Here is a 17349-nt window from a genome sequence, read left to right as displayed (position 1 = left end):
CGGGGGAGAGGGTGAGAATATACCTGAAACACTAAGACTGGGTTTTGGTTAGTTGTATTTCCTCAAGAATATTTAAACAGTTTAAGTTGCGGGGTATTTAATCAAACTAAAGGGTGCGGCTTAAGCCGCACCCTTTATATATATTTCTAAACAAACGTCAGGTAGGGAGTAATAGTCCGGTTTATGCAAAATGCAAATAGTGGTCTACCAGCTTCTGAATTTCATCATTTTTACCGTAGAACCTCTGGCTGAGGTCATTGTCATTGTATGACTTCAGAATTTTTGCCAAGCCATCAATTACAGCCGGTGGGAATACGTTGTCCTTCTCGTATATCTGGCGGTCTCTTATAAGGCATTCCGCTGAATCCCAGCAAGAAGAAGGCAATTGGGGGAGTGCCTGCTGGATTTGGGTATTTTCGTCAGCAAAAATATTAACATCAACATAAAGTTTTTTGGCTAACTCAAGGGCATTTTCCATCTCAAGCCCATGCCGAGCGGCAACAGCTAGTCCTGCCATAAGGAGATGAATATTCGCCGATCCATCCGGGCAACGGAATTCTACTGTTTGGCTGTCGCTGAAGGCGGCGGGCTCGTCTGTTTCCTGCGGGTTGGCATCCTTTGCCATATTCCCCACATTTAACCAGCCCAGAGGCACACGTACCAGAACAGAGCGGTTGCGGTCACCCCAGCATATATTGGTGGGAGATTCCTGGTGGGGTACCAGTCTGAGGAACGAGAGAGGAACAGTATTTCCAAGGGCAGTTAGTGACGGAGCCAGTCTTAGGTAACCGGCAATGGCCTTGCGTGCTGTTTCACTGAGACCACCGCCGTTAATCAGCGCATTTGTGCCATTATTCATCAATTTGGTATGTACATGCAGGCCGCTTCCGGCATGACCAACCAGAATTTTGGGTGCAAATGTTACCACAACCCCGTGTTTGTGCCCCATCATCCGCAGTATCCACTTGGCAATAACCAGCTGGTCGGCGGCGTCTTCAACTGGCACAGGCAGAAATTCTATCTCATTTTGTTCCATCTCGTGCTCTTCGTTAAATATGTGACCAACCTCAGAGTGACCGTACTTTATACGGCCTCCCGCCTTGGCTATTGCCTGCATTGCTTCGTATCTTAGGGTTTCCCACTTGCAGAAAGGGGCTGATTCCTGATAACCCTTTTGGGTTGTAGCGGAATACTGGCTTTGTTTATTTGCTATTACGTAGTATTCCAGTTCACCCATGGCTTGAAAAGTCAGGCCGGTGCTTTTCAGCAACGATTGATTGGCTTTTTTAAGAATATTCTCAGGGGCACTCGGCAGAGGAGTGCCATCTTTCGTATAGTACGAACATAACAGTTCGAGTGTCGGTGTAGTCGAGAACGGGTTAACAAAAGCAGTTTTGTAGCGAGGGACAATATACAGGTCACTTGAAGCTGAATCAATGTACGAAAAGAGGCTTGAGCCGTCAACTCTTTCGCCGGCGGACAACACCCTGTCCAGTTGCGGCTTGCTGCTTATTACAAAATTCAAGGTTTTTAAGCGACCGTCACCGCCCAGATGCCGAAAATTAACAGCTTTAATGTTATTGTCTTCGATAAATTTTATCAGGTCTTTTTTAGTGAACTCTTCGGGGGGTTTCCCCAAATGCAGGGTTACCGGGTTTGGGTTTAGGGCTATGCTATCATTTGCCATATTTCCATTGTTCCTTTTCAGATAAATTTAATGATAATTGCTGTGAAATTTTATTATTGTTCTCTTCTATCACATCTCCTATTAAATCCGATAAGGAGTTGTATATATCACTTTCAGCAATTTGCCGGTTTGATAATGACCTTTTGAACAGTGCTTGAACTTCAAACCGATCTAACCCAAGTTTAATCATACGTTTCTCCTTTTGAATTTGTCTCGGCAGGCTGGAATGTTTAGTACAGCCAGTAAAATTGACGATAAAGGGTTTGCCTGTTTTTTTGCAAATTACTCGCTGGGTGCATGTGTTTTTGCTCTTTTTAATACCCCCTTAAATAAGGATTGTCACTCAGACGCATCATGGAAGTCTTAATCTCAAACGCTGATTCCGGAGTGTCAATAATTCGATCTATTGGCCTTGTGATTGCTTTATGTAAACTTATGGCATACGGTATATGGAATTAGAAGAAGGATAAGGAATAGGAAGAATTTCCTGTTCCTCTCTTTTATACATGTGCATTTACCCATCACGCCTGCATCGGCAGTAGAATTTAAAACCTTTTGAAGAGGAAAATAGTCAGGCTGCCTTTGTGGTCTAGCAAGGTGGGGATAAGCCGAAATTTGTTCCAAGCCGTATTTTATTGGTTTCGGGCGCCAGTCGCTCTCCATCTTTAAATTGACTCTGTTAAGAGTATCTGGTATTCTCCTTATTGAAAATACTAGAATATCACCTATATAATGCCTATAACTTATGGGTAATTTTGAGTGAATCTTCAAGAGAACAATAATTCTCCGGTGGTTTACCCTGCATTGGGCAAGACTCAGGATACTGGTTCTTGTTTGAAGCCGATTCCGCTACCCATTGAAGGTCAAACTGATGAAGTTGAAATAGCTCTGCGGGAGCGGGTTAAAGAACTGAACTGCATGTACGGCATTTTTCAGCTGGCGGAGCGCTATCATTCCTCTTTAAACCGATTCCTGTTTGAGCTTGTCAATTTTCTGCCTAATGCCTGGCAGTATCCTGATATCACCAAAGCTAAGATAGTTTTCAGAGGGCACCTCTTTTTATCCACCGGTTTTAAAATTAGCAATTGGTACCAATCCTCTCCAGTTTTGTTGAATGGTGAACTGATGGGTGAGTGCACTATTTACTACACCGAAGAGCGCCCGGTTGTTTACGAAGGTCCATTCCTTAAAGAGGAACGGATTTTACTCAATAACGTAACCGTGCAGATTGGTAATATAGCTGGACGTATCGCCATAGATGAGGAATTAGAGGAGATTAACCGCCAGCTTAAACTTGAGCGGCAGGCGTTGCAGGAAGCAAATATGGCTTTAAAAGTTATTTTATCCAGGGGTGAAGCTGCTCGGCAGGATATATATAATGATATCAACCAGAACGTTGATAAGATATTAAAACCCATTCTCTTGTCATTGGAGGCTCAACTTCCTCCTTCACAGAAGATCTATACCCAACTGATTCTTTCGAATTTAGAGGATATAAGCTCTTCCTTTGTGACAAACCTGTCTGGAGTTTGTAACTGTTTGTCACCCGTAGAGATTGCTGTTTCCAATATGGTCAAGAACGGGCTAACTACAAAAGAAATTGCCAGTTTGCGGGGTGTTTCGCCCGCTACCATAAACCATCATCGTGAGAATATTAGGCGCAAGTTTAAAATTGTCAACCAAAGTGTCAATCTGTCGACTTTTTTGCAGTCTAATCTGAATATCTTGGAATAACCAATATCATAAGCCTATTTTTACTCAGATATAGAGATAGAAGTTGCTTAGATACCCCGAACTCCCCGTCTGGTTATTTATGTCTATACAGATTGGTTTATTAAGACCAATCCGTATTTATTAGCTTTGGTGAAGACGGGGGAGAGTTGGCTATGGACTGAACGACGGCTGGGGTTTATGGCTAATATAAATTGAGGTGAATATATTATCTAGGGAATCTGCCAGTCATTCCGGTTTTTGGGTTTTCAGTCTCTTCATATTAGCTGCTAAAAGTTTCTCCAAAGTACTTTTGAACTGGTCAATTTCCTTTTCGGTCAGATCCTGAAACACTTCTTGAAAAAAATCAGGGGATAAAGATTTTTCACAAAGTTGCTGACCTTTGTCAGTCAGTTTAACCCTTAGCCTGTTTTTCCATTCAGAATCCTGTTCCAGAGTAATCAGTTCCTTATTCTGCATTCGTTTCAGATTAATAGCAATAGTATGCGGTTCTCTAAGGAGCTGGCGGGATATCTGGATGGGAGTTGGGGGAGTGGGGCTATTTTTTACGACTTTAAGAATAGTTGACTGTTCCGGGCTTATATCTAGGTGATGAAGTTGTCGCTTAGAGAGTTTGTAGAGGATATTTCTGGTTCGCATTATTATGCCGAACAACTCGACATTTTTATCCCCGAAATCAAAAAAGTAGAAATTAGGCATATTCTTATCTCCTTATAATGCCAATTTTAGCTGTTACTTTTCTCATATTCAAACCAAGTATCCCCTTGACTAAGGTGATACAATTTATCTGTGTAGAAAAACTATATAGATAAACTGCTTCAAAGGTTTCACGGGCAGTCAAATTATTGGCTGCTGGTGAAGATAAGGAGGTGAAAATAGGATAAAAAGGTTTGGTCTTCCCTGCCAAAATAATATGAATGGAGTGTAAATATGAACCAATTCCATAGCACAGTAAGCAGACGGGACTTTATGAAGGGTCTGGGTCTTGGGGTGGCAGGAATAGGGGCAGCAAGCGCTACAGCCCCAGTTTTCCATGATTTGGATGAAGCAGCCAGTTCAACTAAAGCCGTTTTAAAACGCGGTTGGTATGTAAAAGAAAGAGATTATGGCGATTATGGTATAGAGATTGATTGGAATATAATGAAGCGCCGTGACCAAAGAGGTTTCCCCAATTGGAATTTTGGTGTAACCATGAATGCGTATCCTGAAGGACCTCAAGCATTCGCAGCGTTAAAGCATGCTGGTGAGGAAGCCACGGCTGAGAAGGCGAAGGAATTTTGGCCCGATTATAAAGGTCCTACTACAAGGGATGAAGCGCTAGGCTCAGCATTTGAAGCAATGTCCTATGGGAACTCCGGCTATTGCGGCAACTTGGTTCAAGGGGGTACGTCGACAAATTTACCCGCCCACCGTCCTGAAGAAATTGGTATGCCAAAATGGCAGGGTACGCCAGAGGAAAACCTTCTAATGATACGGGCTGTTTTCAGTTTGGTTGGGCTTGGGCCGATGGTAGGCGTTGCTGAGCTTAATGAGCAGACTAAAAAATTCGTTTGGGATTATATGCCTTTTCAAACGTCGGCTCGAGCTTCGACCGGTCCAAATTTACTACCAGCTATACCAGCCACGGCCGGTCAAAGACGCATAATATTTGATGATAATGCGACCGAAAGCTATCTCACCGAGGACCCTCCTGCTTTTCATCTACCTAGTGCACAAAGATATGTGATAGCAACTCATAATTTGTCCTGTGATGAAATAGCTCGTAGAGGTCTCGGTGCAGCCCTTGGCGGATGTACTGAAAATATGTCTTATGCGCGAGTTGCATATGCAAAAAACATAGTTGAACAGTTTATCCGCGGGCTAGGTTACAATGTCTCTTACGGACATGACATGCAGCCAGCGTTGGCTTGGGATATTGCAAGTGGAGTCGGAGAACATGCCCGCTTGGGCCAGACGATTGGTTCTCCTGAATACGGCGGTTTAATGCGCACCCATGCCATCTTCTATACAGATCTGCCTTTAGCTTTAACTAAGCCGATAGATGCCGGTTTTACCAAATTCTGTGAGACCTGCGGTATCTGTGCTGAAACATGCCCCGTAGGTGCCATACCGGAACGCGGCATTAACCGCAGCTGGGATAATAACTGTGGGCAAAACTGGGCTGATGACAAGATGGAAGGCGGCACACAGGTCATGTTCAACCTGCCTGGCTATAAAGGCTGGCGATGCAATTTATTCAAATGTGCGTATACACCCTGTGGCGGTGCATGTAAGGGTAACTGCCCGTTTAACACTATTGCTGACGGCAGTTTTGTCCATAGCATAGTCAAATCAACTGTCGCCACCACCCCCCTGTTCAACAGCTTCTTTACCAGTATGGAAGGTATTCTTCACTATGGTAAGCAGGACAAAGACCCTGAATCATGGTGGAATAGCCCTGATGAATGGCATATCTACGGTACCCATCCTAATAGTTTACGCCAATAATTATAGGAGGATAGAGTTTTTATGGAGTACTTCATTCCCTTTGCATTAATTGGGGCAGTTGCAGCTATTGGCATATTTGAATTTTTTAAATGGTTGCAGCGGAAAAATATAAAGGCAAACTGGTATGAGTGGCTGATAGGCGTCGTAGGCTTTGCCCTGCTTTTACTGGCAGTTCAGCATCTTTTCGGCGCCATGACAGAGTTATTTACTTTTGCAGCCTGGATGGGGTTTGCCATTATCGGCATACCCGCGCTGGTGCTTATGGTAATTGCCTGGCAGCTGGTAGCCAGAAGAGCAAAACAGACCTAGGTTAGAGTTTTTGGTTATACCCATGCGGGGGAATCTTTTCCCCCGCTTTTTATTTGCCGCTCTTATACAAATGTGGAGATGAGGTTTTTAAATAACTCTAACTCCCCGTCTGGTTATTTACGTCCGTATGGATTGGTTTTATTAAAACCAATCCATGTTTTTAGCTTTGGTGGAGACGGGGGAGGGTCGGCTGCGGTCTGAACAGCGGCTGGAATTTGTTAGTTAGTTAGATTAATAATATTGTTATTTTGTTTTGTTCTTAATTAAGTATAGAATGCTAAAAGTGATTGTATATTTATTTTAGTAATTAGGTACATTAAATTTAGACTAATTTTAATTTAGAACCGGCAGTGGCTAATTGTGTCCGATTGGTAGAATTAAATTTGTGCATTAGCCTGGATACTGTTTTTTTCACCATATCTATAGAAATATCCAATTCAGCACTGATAGCTTTATTTGTTTTTCCTGCAGATACTAAAGTGAGTATTTGCAGTTCGCGTGGATCGAGCAAGGCGTTAGTGACGGAAACTTCGGAAACGGTTATCTGGTTTTCGTCGGAATTCAGATTTCGTATGGCCTGAAATATTTGATCGCCGTGCCATACGGTTGCGCCCAGCGCTACCATTCTTATGGCAGTAAAGATGTATTCTTTTTGACACCCTTTTGGTATAAATCCCCGGATTTTATGACGCAGAGATTCAGTAATATACAGATTGCTATCGTAGCCGGAAATAAGGATTATTTTCAACGCAGGCAAACGGGCTTTTACCTGAGATGCTATTTGAAAGCCGTCAGAACCTTCTATACGTATATCCAGCAACAGAATATCCGCTTTAGACTGGCATATTTTCTCAACAACAGCCTCGCTACCATCGGATTCTCCCACAACGATAAAATCAGGCACAGTCTCCAACATGGTTTTTAACCCGTGCCTGACAACCTCGTGGTCGTCAACAACAAATATCCGTATCTCAGGGTTTTGGTAGTTCATCACAATATTCTTCCGGTATATTGGCTATTACTTTTAGAGTTGTCCCCTTGGTGCTGCTTTTAATAACCAAATCTCCTCCGATGATACTTATTCTCTGGCGCATTATATTTATTCCACTGGGCCGCTTGGTGTCAGGCAAGTTGGTATTCAAGCCTATCCCGTTATCAGTTATGCTCAGGTGTATCTGGTTATTTTGGGTATCAAGCTTGAGCCTGATTTTGGTGGCTTTAGAGTGTTTTTTTATGTTATTCAAAGCTTCATGTATGACTCGATACAGGGTTGATGATAAGTATTGCGGAATTATAAGTTTACCCGGAGCAGAAAGGTCAACTTCACAGGGCATTTCCTGTTCCAGTTTGTACAATTCATCTTTTATCATTGGGATTAAACCGTATCTCTCCAGTGCGCTTGGGTAAAGCTCTTTGGTGAGAAATCTTGTTTCCTGTATGGTTTTAGATAACTGTTCTGAAATATTTTTGAGAGCATTCTTTGTATCTGTATCCTTTGGGTAAAACGAGTCAAGATTATGCAGAATAGAGGTCATATTTTGGATTACTCTATCGTGGAGTTCCATAGAAATCCACTCACGCTCCTGCTCCTGGGCATTGACATAAGCGGCTGCCCTTTCCGCAGTACCAATTTGATTGTTATCATCAGAGATATTCTTATGGGTTGCCATAACATATTTTTTACCGTCAATTTTGATTAAACGGCTTAAACACTCGGAAATTATGATAGAGCCATCTTTGCATACATGAACAATTGTTCCGATATTAAAACCTTTTCGCTCGAGTATTCGTATGCGTTTACTCCAGTTCTTCTCGAGTGAGATAACAGAATCCGGAGTGTGAAGAATATGAAGGGATGTTCCGATAAGTTCTTCGGGTTCGTATCCCCTTGCTTGGGCAGCTTTTTTATTTATATAAACAATTTCCACTGCATCCGGGTCCAGAACTATAACATCATCCTGGGCGTTATCAAGCAGTACCATGTCAACCAGGTTTTGCAAGCTATTCTTTTTCAAGGAAATATCTTTTACCATTTAAGATTATCCTCGCATAACAAGATCAGTACATGTTTACCATTACAATAATCATATACCACTGTAGCTATTTTGGATATCTGTCATTTTTAACTCAATAGTCTTATACCAGCATATAAACTTCATCCCGCAAATACAATTGTTCCTAGGGTGCACTTTCAGGAAGCACTTTAGTGACATCGGGCGGCACTTAATGCTGATGTTGATTACGTAATTTGCACGATTACGGTCTGCTTTATTCTCTTTAGAATTAGTATGTTTTTTTAAGTAGGTGATGAGGAGGATATGGTTTTTGAGCGCTCAGCGAAGACTGGGCAACACTAGGAAAGACTGTAATCAAACTAAAAGGAGAAATGGAATATGTCCAATTTTCATTCAACACTTTCCCGAAGAGATTTTATGAAGGCTTTGGGTCTGGCTGGTGCCGGTGTCGGAGCAGTGTCTGCTGCCGCCCCGGTTTTTCATGATGTGGATGAGCTGACTGCTTCTTCCGGCGGAGTACAGAAGCTGCCGTGGTGGGTTAAAGAGAGGGAGTTCAAAGATCCTTCAGTGCCCATTGACTGGCAGAATCTGCCCAAACTGGAGGGTGTTTTCCCCATGCAGGCCAAGCCTACACTGACGGCTCAGGAGAGATATGCCATGGGTATCCCCGGCGGCAGTTCTGGTACCTGGGCCAGCCCTGAACAGGCGCAAGTACTTTTTGATTACATGAAGAAGGAATTTCCGGGCTGGGAACCCGGCTATGCCGGTCTGGGAGACAACCGGACAACCGCCCTCTTTATGGCCACCAAATTTATGCGGATGGGCATGTGGCCCGGCGAAATAAATATGGGTGGTAAAAGGGTTAATGTTGCTAAGGCTATTTCAGCGGCCGGAGGTACGGCTGCCTTCACATCATTCCTGGGTCTCCGCTCAAGTGAAACACTCCGCCCGCAGGATTTTGGTGTACCGCGCTGGGAAGGCACACCCGAAGAGAACCTGCTTACTCTGCGTCAGGTAGTCCGTTTCCTTGGCGGCTGTGATGTAGGTGCTCAGGAAATGGATTCGGATGTTTTCAAGCTTTTCCATGAGAAAAGCGGCGGGAAACAGCTGGTAATAGAAAACGTAGACGAAGCGGCTGAAACACCCACCAAACTGGTCATTCCTGCCAAAGCCAAATACATACTCCAGTGGACTGCCCGCCAGCCTTACGAGTCCACCAGACGCCAGGCCGGTGAATATGAGGATGCCGCTGTATATTGGTCTTATCAGAGGTTCCCCTTTGTCGGGGCTATCATTCAGGAGTTTATCCATGCTTTGGGGTATACTGCGGTTTCTACCCATATGTCTGGTTACCACTCCAGTGCTATAGCGACCTTAACCGGTATGGGCGAACACTGCCGTATGTCATCACCCATCTTGGTTCCCAAATACGGAACTACCAACCGGGCTATGTGGGTAATAATGACCGATATGCCCCTTATGTCCACTAAACCCATAGACTTCGGCGTGTATGACTTCTGCAAGACCTGCGGTATCTGCGCAGATAGTTGTCCGTTCGGTCTTATTGAGAAAGGTGACCCGTCCTGGGAAGCTACCCAGCCCGGTTCACGCCCCGGTTTCAACGGGTGGCGTACCAATACCACCATCTGTCCGCATTGTCCGGTCTGTCAAAGCAGTTGCCCCTTTAATACCAATGGTGACGGTTCATTTATACATGATTTGGTACGTAATACCGTTTCCGTTACTCCTGTTTTCAACAGTTTCTTTGCCAATATGGAGAAAACCATGGGTTACGGACGCAAGGACCCGCGTGATTGGTGGAATATAGATGATTATACCTACGGTATAAATACATCCTACTAAGGCAAAATGAATAAAGGAGTAATGTAATGTTTTGGATTGGATTGCTTGCAGGTGCAGTTATAGCTCTTGTGGCTAATAGGCTGGTGCAAAAGGGGGTGTTCACAAAGTGGTATGAATGGTTGCTGGGCGGCTTGGGTGTATTAGCCTTATTTGCTACCGGTCAGCATTATTTCAGCTCTCTGCGTGAAAATGAACCCCAGTCAGCCTGGATGGGGGCGCTTATTTTTGGTATTATCGCCCTTATACTGCTGGGTGTAGCCTGGCAGTTGTCCGTCAGGAAAACCAAACAGTCTTAATTTAAGGAATATTAACAGATTATTTAGGGGGAGAAACTGGTTTCTCCCCCTTTGTTATTTATGGGGTAGTATCTAGCCAAGTTCATTTTAAAGTATCAGTCCCATTCCATCTTTCTCCGGTGTCTTTGTCAGCATGGATGGGGTCACTGATATTCGGGGTTATTGGTCTCGTACTGCTACTGGTTGTCTGGTAACTGGTGGCTAGAAGGGCTAAATAGATTTAGTTTTTAGCAAGACTAGCCGCTATTCACCGCCGCAATAATCATGTGGTTTTATGACTTTTGGGCATTTCCGGTTGAAAAATTGGGAGTTTACTAATATGTAAACTGGTTTATCAGGTTATGCTGTGCCTTGGGCACTGTTGGGGAGCACATATGTGACATCCCTTGGCACTTAATGATGATACCGAATACGTATATAGTACGATTAAAAACCCGCACTCCTTTTATAGAATTGAGTATAAATAAGCAATGATGGTTAAGAGGAGGACGTACGAAAGTTAGAGAAAACAGGGTGACATAGGGAAAGGACGCAATCAAACTAAAAGGAGAAATGGAATATGTCCAATTTTCATTCAATAGTAAGCCGTCGTGATTTCGTTAAGGCTTTGGGTTTGGCGGGAGCAGGTATTGGTACCGCAGCTGCAACTGCAACTGCCCCAATGTTTCACGACCTTGATGAGGTGATCGCTTCACCCTCAGCAGCAAATGAAAGACCATGGTGGGTAAAGGATAGAGAATTGTACCAGCCCACGCTTGAGGTAGATTGGGATATTATGACTCCGCCGGATGGCAGAGTTAGCGGGCAGCAGACTGAAACCCAAATTCACTACCTTGGAAGCGAAGAGGTAAAAAGGCGTTTATCATCGAATATAATGTCTCCCAACGTTGAAGCCGCTATCAATAATACACCGGGGAAAACTTTGCGTGACCAAGCCTTGGGATTCAGCTCAATTGTACCGATGATGATTCACGGTATATCTTTCATGGGCCCGGGTCTTATTCCTACCCCTGCAACAACCGGCGCCCCTAAATGGGAGGGTACACCTGAAGAAAACAGCCGGATGGTACGCAGTGTTCTTACTTTTCTGGGTGCCGGTATGGTTGGTTTTGGTGAAATTTCCAGCCAGGAGAGAGAAAAAATATTCTACACTTATCATAAACAAGTCCCCAACAAGAGGCAGGTATTTGAGGATGTAGATGTTGGCTACGAAGGTACCGATAAATACGTTTTCCCTGACAGGAAGCTTTATAAGATATCTATGTCCCTGCCTATGTCCCGGGAAATGTATCGAACTTCCGACAGATCTTCATTACAATTTGCAGCCAATGTATCCCGTTACCGTCACTTCAGTATGCTTCAGCCGGCTTTCCAAGAATTTATCAGAGGTATCGGGTATCATTGTTATGGCTATCCTGTACCACAGGCTGGCCCTATGCCTGCAGCAGTTAGTGCTATTCTTACCGGTCTGGCGGAATCAAGCCGGAATAGCGGGTATTGTATCTCTCCGGACTACGGACCGGTTTCAGGTTTCTTTACATTTATAACTGACTTGCCAGTTGAACCCACTACACCTATAGATGCTGGTATCTGGCGCTTTTGTCAGACTTGCAATAAGTGTGCCCAAAACTGTCCGACCCAAGTAATCCCTTACGATAAAGAACCGAGTTGGGAACTCCCTACATTATATGGTAAACCGGATATTATCCATCCTTCCGGCAAGCGGATGTTCTACGCAAACCATATAGAGTGTTGGATGTACTGTTTTGAAGGCGGTTGCGGGACATGTATGGCTACATGTACTTTTAATGTAAATGGCGCAGCCATGGTACATGATGTGGTTAAGGCTACACTAGCCACAACTCCAATGTTTAACGAATTTCTGTGGAAAGCGGATAAGACCTTCGGCTATGGGGTGAAGTCTGGGGAAGAAAAAGAAGACTGGTGGGATTTATCCTTACCATCGATGGGCTGGGATACAACTTCCTTCTCAAAACATGGTGGTTATTAAATAAAGGAGAAATGGTAATTTATGTGGTTAATAATTGGTCTTATTCTTGGAGCTGCATTTCTGGGTCTTATGATGGGGCTACGAACCAAGAAAATTTCACTTACTTGGTATGAATGGCTGATTGGCGCAATCGGGGTACTTATGCTCCTTTTCACCGTCCAGAATTATTTCGGTAGTCTGGCAGAGGTAGAGCCGAAAGCAGCCTATTTGTTCCTGCTGGTTACCGGATTGCCATCTCTTGTTCTGCTGGCAGTTGCCTGGCAGTTAGCTGCTAGGAGAGCAAAACAGTCTTAGGTTAGGAAATAGCCATAGGTATTTGGAAAGGGGGGAGCTTGCTCCCCCCCCTTCTTTTGTTTCCATGGTTTTAATTCTACGTAGAGATAAGGAGTTTTTAGATACCCTGAACTCCCCGTCCTGATATTTACGTTCAAATGCCCTCGCCTATTAAGGCCAAGTCATGTTTCTAGCTTTGGTGAAGACGGGGGAGGTGGCTGATTGTTACCGGGTTGGGATTGTGAAAGCAAGGTTTTCAAGGTATTATGGTTAGTCACCTTGAAATTAAAATCATAATTGCATTATTATCAGGGATAAAGTATTTACATAGAGTTAAAAAATCGGGAATATTCCGTCCGGGTATATTTGCAGGTAATATAAAATGGAGAATTGGTAATATGGGTACAAGTGCAAGCCACCATGAAGATGAAAACTACAGTAAGTACAATACTTCTTTTGGCCAAGATGACAAATATGTTTTAGCCAGTCTGAAGATTACTCAGGTCAAAGACCTTATTGATAGAATAATTTCCCGCGAAATGCGTTTAATCGGCACAACCCCGGAAAAGGCCTTTATTTTGCTTGAGGTGGTTACCAGCCCTGAGCCATTAACCCCGGTGAAAATATCAAAAGTAATGCGGCGGAATCCGGCTGCGGTATCAAAAATTCTCTCCCGTATGCACCATGAAGGAAGCATAAAGCTGGTAAATAATCCCCAAAACAAGCATTTACTGAAAGTAGAAATCACCCCGAAAGGCGAGCAGTTATACGCTGCTATTTCCAATTGGCTTAAGTATCAGGTGAATCCATGGACAATTTTGAGCGAATCTGAAATTGATACAATGAATGAACTGCTGACCAAGGTTGATAAATACAGCCTCAATCTGTACAAGCCCGGAACAATCCACCTGCCGTAAGCTTGCCATTCACATCATACCCCCCCCAGAAATTTCTCTGTCCGTATTTTTCATATTGCATTCCACTATTTTTAGGTGTATAGTTCCATGGAATGATTCCATGGAATGATTCCATGGAATCATTCCATAAAGAAATGTCTCTTATTTTATTTTCCATACCAGTTAATAATGGCAATACACATTCAAAAAGGGGGAAGATATGACTCAATTCCATAATACTTCGAGAGACGTAATTTTATGAAAGGCTTTGAAACCAGCGCTGCCTGGTTTGGGTTTGCAATTTTTGGAGGTTTGGCAGTAGTGCTGGCACTGGTAGAGTGGAGACTGCTTTCCGCCAGGAATAAAGCAGCCTAGAAGTTAAGTTAAGAGCGGGCGGGAGGGCAGCTTCTTTGCATATGCCTTCCTGCCCGTCTGAACCCGTAAGGGGAGGAAGACCGATGAAATGCCTTCATCAAATATTCGCAGTTACAAATCAAGGGATATCAGCCGGTGATTAACACAGAGGGAACACCGGTCTATATCGAGCAGGAGAAAGCTTACTGGAAATCCCTTGCCCGCGAGTACGAAGCCCATCTGGCTGACATGGCAAAGAAACATCCCACCGCCGCCATGCTGGGGGTTAAAACCTGTGTGCGCTGCGGCCAGTGTTGTTATACATATGTTTGCATACCCCGGCCGGAGGAACTGCCTGCCGTAGCGGATTATCTGCATATATCCGTAAGTGAGCTGATTTCAAAATACATGGTAGCCGATACTGAAGATTGCCGGACCTTCTTCCTGCGTTGGGCAAAACACGGGGAAGAAGACATTACCGGGGGGCGGATTCCGCCCATACGCACCTATGATCACGGGTACTGCATATTCTTTGATGAAAAAGCAGGCAGCTGCCTTATCCACCCGGTACGCCCCCAGGAGGCAAGGTACGTCAAGTGCTGGAAGACCGGTAACGGGCGTGATCGGAGCCAGTGGGGCATGAGCGGCTGGACTAAAGATGATATTTACCGGTTTATACCTGATTTTGATACCCATTTGCCAAAGACTTAATAACGATATGGAGGAAATATGGTTAAAAATGAATAGCACTGGGTGCTATGCAACAAAGGATACCTAAACGAAATACTATGGAGGAAGATATGTCTCAGTTTCACTCAACACTATCACGACGTGATTTTATGAAGGGGCTTGGACTAATCGGGGCTGGAGTTGGCGCTGCAACTGCCCCAATGTTTCACGACCTTGATGAGGTGATCGCTTCACCCTCAGCAAGAATCAATATGCCGTGGTGGGTAAAACAGGTAGATGAACCCACTACCCCTATTGATTGGAATGTACTCCCAACATTAGGTACAGCTTGTGACGATAATAACGGGGTAGTTCCGAATATACGTACAAGAGCTGAATATCAAAAAGTAATGCTGGATTATACCATGAAGCAATACCCGGATTGGGATAAAGGGCCAACTCTGACCGGGGTGCCGGGACCTTCACCTGATCTGAATTATCCTGACTATGTTGGCGACATAAAGGATAATGCATTATGCGTTGGAGCTGCTTTATGTAATGCAGGCTTGTTTCCCACTGAAGTAATTCAGGCTACAGGTGGAAAGTATACTTCAATACAAGATCGCCCCCAAGGGTGGAGGTGTGTCAAACCGGTAGAGCAACGGGGAGGTACAAAATGGCAAGGTACACCTGAAGAAGCCCTGAAAGTTGTCAGGGCAGCTGCTCGTTTCTATGGTTTTGACGATGTTACCGCCATACCGGTTGATGACAAGTTCCTTAAAGTGATGTGGGGTCAAAGACGGATGCTTCGGATGGCAACTCCTACCAAATTTGAATTTGGTGATGTGGATGATTTTGTGTGCACACCCGAAATACAACCTATGTCCAAGATTGTTATTCCCAAGAGAGTCAAATGGTTTTTACAGTTTTCATCACGACAGCTTGGTGAGGTTACCAAGCATGGAGTGGGTACATGCCAGAATGCCGGCCAATTATATACCTATGTAAACTGGATAAGAACAGTTAAAACCATACAGGAGTTCCTGTGGGGACTTGGCTATATCTCGCTGGACAATATTAATGGTAGATTTGCTCCAACAGGTGCAACAGGTATTATGGCTGGTGCAGGCGAACTGGCTCGTTGGGGAGCAGTTATGACCCCCAAATACGGCATTATGGTACGCGTTATGCACGGGGTACTTACCGACCTTCCTCTGGAAGAATGCAAACCTATAGATTTTGGCGGTCGTGAATTTTGTAAGACTTGTGGTATCTGTGCCGAAGCTTGTCCTATGGATGCAATCCAAAAAGGCGAACCGAGTTGGGAAGTTAACCACAAATGGGATAATCCCGGCTATCTCCACTGGCGTAATGATCGTAGCAAATGTGGCCATTGTCCGGTTTGTCAGCCTGTTTGCCCGTTCAATGCCATGGATAAGTCTTTTATTCATGAATTGGTTAAAGGCACTGTTGCAAATACCTCAATCTTCAACGGCTTTTTTACCAGCATGGACAAGAGCTTTGATTATGGGAGAAAGCCGCCTGCGGAATGGTGGGAATCTGAGCAGCCTGTTGGCGGTTTTGATTCATCAGTTTAAAGGAAAAGTACTGAAAGGAATAAAGCAATGCTGTATTGGATAGGTCTGGTTATAGGAATAGCTATAGCGGTTGGGGCATACCGGTTAAATCGTAATACCAAACTTAAGTGGTACGACTGGCTTTTTGGCTTGGCGATAATAGTTTCATTGGCTGCCGGGGTGCAGCATTACAACGGGTCAGTATCCGGTTTCGAAAACAGTGCCGCTTGGAAGGGGCTAGCCCTTTTCGGAGGGTTAGCCGCAGTGTTGGCACTGGTTGACTGGCAGCTTATAGCAAGGCGCAAGAAAGCCTAAGAGACAGCTAAATTTGGTATCGAAGGAGGTAAGGAGCATCAGTGTGCTCCTTACCCTGCCCTTCATCCATACTAGGAGCAGATAAATGACAGAAGTAATAGTCTCCTGGAGCGGAGGCAAAGACTGCACTCTGGCCTGTTATAAGGCAATAAAGAGCGGTCTTAAGGTCAGATACCTGGCCAGTATCATCACCCGAAGCACCGGCAAACTCTGGCCTCACCTGCTTACACCGGAAGTGCTCAGGATGCAGGCTGAGGCTATAGGCATACCCCTTCTGGAATGGCCTTCAGCCACGGAAGGGTACGATGACAACTACCGCCGAATGCTCAGTCAACTTAAGACAGAGGGAGTAGAGGGTGTAGTCTTCGGGGACGTAAATATAGGTAACAGTTTTGCCGTAAAGCACCTTAACTGGATAAAGAGCGTCTGCGAGCCTACCGGTATGGACTACCACCTGCCTCTCTGGCAGGACAACCGGGCCACCCTGCTCTCCGAGCTTATAGACTTGGGATTTGAAGTAAGGATACTGGCGGCAGACAGCACCGAACTGGGTGAAAGCTGGCTGGGACGGAAGCTGGATAAGGGCATGCTCACAGAGCTTACGATACGCCACAGCCTGTCTCCGAATGGGAATGTGGGGTATTACCATACCTTTGTCACCGACGGGCCTCTATTTAAGTCACGGCTGGTCATAGAGGAATGGGACAGGGTATTTGATGAGCAGGCTCAATTCGGGGGTATGGGTGTCTGGTATATGGACATCAAACGCTGCCGTCTGGAAAGCAAGAAAGCAGAAGAAAGTAGTATTTACTCTGCCTTAGTTTAAATATTTAGACGTTTAGAAGTAAACCAAATTTTTGTCTTAG

At 44.5% G+C, this 17349-nt stretch carries 17 protein-coding genes; 12 read left to right on the top strand and 5 right to left on the bottom strand.

Translation table 11 applies throughout. The annotated features are described in order from the left end of the window. Positions 1–181: 181 nt before the first annotated feature. Positions 182–1687 carry a glutamine synthetase family protein gene (locus ASJ33_RS08185; RefSeq protein WP_023652846.1) on the bottom strand — a complete coding sequence of 502 codons (1506 nt, stop codon included), beginning with the start codon at positions 1685–1687 and terminating at the stop codon, positions 182–184. Then, positions 1677–1877, bottom strand: coding sequence for a hypothetical protein (locus tag ASJ33_RS08180; RefSeq protein WP_012882604.1), 201 nt, complete (start codon positions 1875–1877; stop codon positions 1677–1679). Before ASJ33_RS08180 ends, ASJ33_RS08185 begins: the two co-directional genes overlap by 11 nt. Before the next feature lie 569 nt (positions 1878–2446). Here ASJ33_RS08180 and ASJ33_RS08170 point away from each other — a divergent pair. Further along, on the top strand, positions 2447–3421 hold the full coding sequence (locus ASJ33_RS08170; protein WP_041331526.1) for a helix-turn-helix transcriptional regulator: 975 nt from the start codon (positions 2447–2449) through the stop codon (positions 3419–3421). A gap of 225 nt (positions 3422–3646) precedes the next feature. Here the strand turns inward: ASJ33_RS08170 and ASJ33_RS08165 are convergent, their stop codons facing one another. Further along, positions 3647–4117, bottom strand: a complete 471-nt coding sequence (locus tag ASJ33_RS08165) for a MarR family winged helix-turn-helix transcriptional regulator (protein WP_023652843.1) — start codon at positions 4115–4117, stop codon at positions 3647–3649. A gap of 231 nt (positions 4118–4348) precedes the next feature. Between ASJ33_RS08165 and ASJ33_RS08160 the strand changes: the two genes are divergently transcribed. Both ASJ33_RS08160 and ASJ33_RS08155 read left to right on the top strand, forming a co-directional pair. Continuing rightward, positions 4349–5905: a reductive dehalogenase gene (locus ASJ33_RS08160; RefSeq protein WP_041331523.1), complete on the top strand. Its 1557-nt coding sequence runs from the start codon at positions 4349–4351 to the stop codon at positions 5903–5905. Positions 5906–5926: 21 nt separating this feature from the next. Continuing rightward, positions 5927–6214 (top strand): hypothetical protein, encoded by a 288-nt coding sequence (locus ASJ33_RS08155; RefSeq protein ID WP_041331521.1) that lies wholly within the window; start codon positions 5927–5929, stop codon positions 6212–6214. A gap of 322 nt (positions 6215–6536) precedes the next feature. Here the strand turns inward: ASJ33_RS08155 and ASJ33_RS08150 are convergent, their stop codons facing one another. Further along, positions 6537–7205: a response regulator gene (locus ASJ33_RS08150; protein ID WP_041331519.1), complete on the bottom strand. Its 669-nt coding sequence runs from the start codon at positions 7203–7205 to the stop codon at positions 6537–6539. Continuing rightward, positions 7186–8247 (bottom strand): PAS domain S-box protein, encoded by a 1062-nt coding sequence (locus tag ASJ33_RS08145; RefSeq protein WP_052465212.1) that lies wholly within the window; start codon positions 8245–8247, stop codon positions 7186–7188. Before ASJ33_RS08145 ends, ASJ33_RS08150 begins: the two co-directional genes overlap by 20 nt. A gap of 360 nt (positions 8248–8607) precedes the next feature. Here ASJ33_RS08145 and ASJ33_RS08140 point away from each other — a divergent pair, with 360 nt between their 5' ends. From ASJ33_RS08140 to ASJ33_RS08095, 9 genes are all read left to right on the top strand, one after another. Then, the gene (locus tag ASJ33_RS08140; protein WP_041331518.1) at positions 8608–10092 is read left to right on the top strand and encodes a reductive dehalogenase; all 1485 of its coding nucleotides are present in this window, start codon (positions 8608–8610) and stop codon (positions 10090–10092) included. 26 nt (positions 10093–10118) lie between these two features. Then, a complete protein-coding gene (locus tag ASJ33_RS08135; protein WP_041331516.1) occupies positions 10119–10388 on the top strand; it encodes a hypothetical protein in 270 nt (89 codons plus the stop codon). Between the two features lie 559 nt (positions 10389–10947). Continuing rightward, a complete protein-coding gene (locus ASJ33_RS08130; RefSeq protein WP_041331507.1) occupies positions 10948–12399 on the top strand; it encodes a reductive dehalogenase in 1452 nt (483 codons plus the stop codon). 21 nt (positions 12400–12420) lie between these two features. Continuing rightward, positions 12421–12693, top strand: a complete 273-nt coding sequence (locus tag ASJ33_RS08125) for a hypothetical protein (RefSeq protein ID WP_041331506.1) — start codon at positions 12421–12423, stop codon at positions 12691–12693. A 377-nt stretch (positions 12694–13070) separates the two neighbouring features. Further along, positions 13071–13589 (top strand): MarR family winged helix-turn-helix transcriptional regulator, encoded by a 519-nt coding sequence (locus ASJ33_RS08120; RefSeq protein WP_034376077.1) that lies wholly within the window; start codon positions 13071–13073, stop codon positions 13587–13589. A 489-nt stretch (positions 13590–14078) separates the two neighbouring features. Continuing rightward, on the top strand, positions 14079–14633 hold the full coding sequence (locus tag ASJ33_RS08110) for a YkgJ family cysteine cluster protein (RefSeq protein WP_041331503.1): 555 nt from the start codon (positions 14079–14081) through the stop codon (positions 14631–14633). A gap of 89 nt (positions 14634–14722) precedes the next feature. Further along, on the top strand, positions 14723–16189 hold the full coding sequence (locus tag ASJ33_RS08105; RefSeq protein ID WP_041331829.1) for a reductive dehalogenase: 1467 nt from the start codon (positions 14723–14725) through the stop codon (positions 16187–16189). Positions 16190–16216: 27 nt separating this feature from the next. Beyond that, entirely contained in the window at positions 16217–16483 is a 267-nt protein-coding gene (locus ASJ33_RS08100; RefSeq protein ID WP_015407992.1) for a hypothetical protein, read from the top strand. An 85-nt stretch (positions 16484–16568) separates the two neighbouring features. Beyond that, positions 16569–17309: a diphthine--ammonia ligase gene (locus ASJ33_RS08095; protein ID WP_041331497.1), complete on the top strand. Its 741-nt coding sequence runs from the start codon at positions 16569–16571 to the stop codon at positions 17307–17309. Positions 17310–17349 lie beyond the last annotated feature (40 nt).

The organism is Dehalococcoides mccartyi, from assembly GCF_001889305.1.
Lineage (GTDB): Bacteria > Chloroflexota > Dehalococcoidia > Dehalococcoidales > Dehalococcoidaceae > Dehalococcoides > Dehalococcoides mccartyi_A.
The sequence above is the reverse complement of the archived record's forward strand: the minus strand, read 5'-3'. Positions and strand labels throughout refer to the sequence as shown.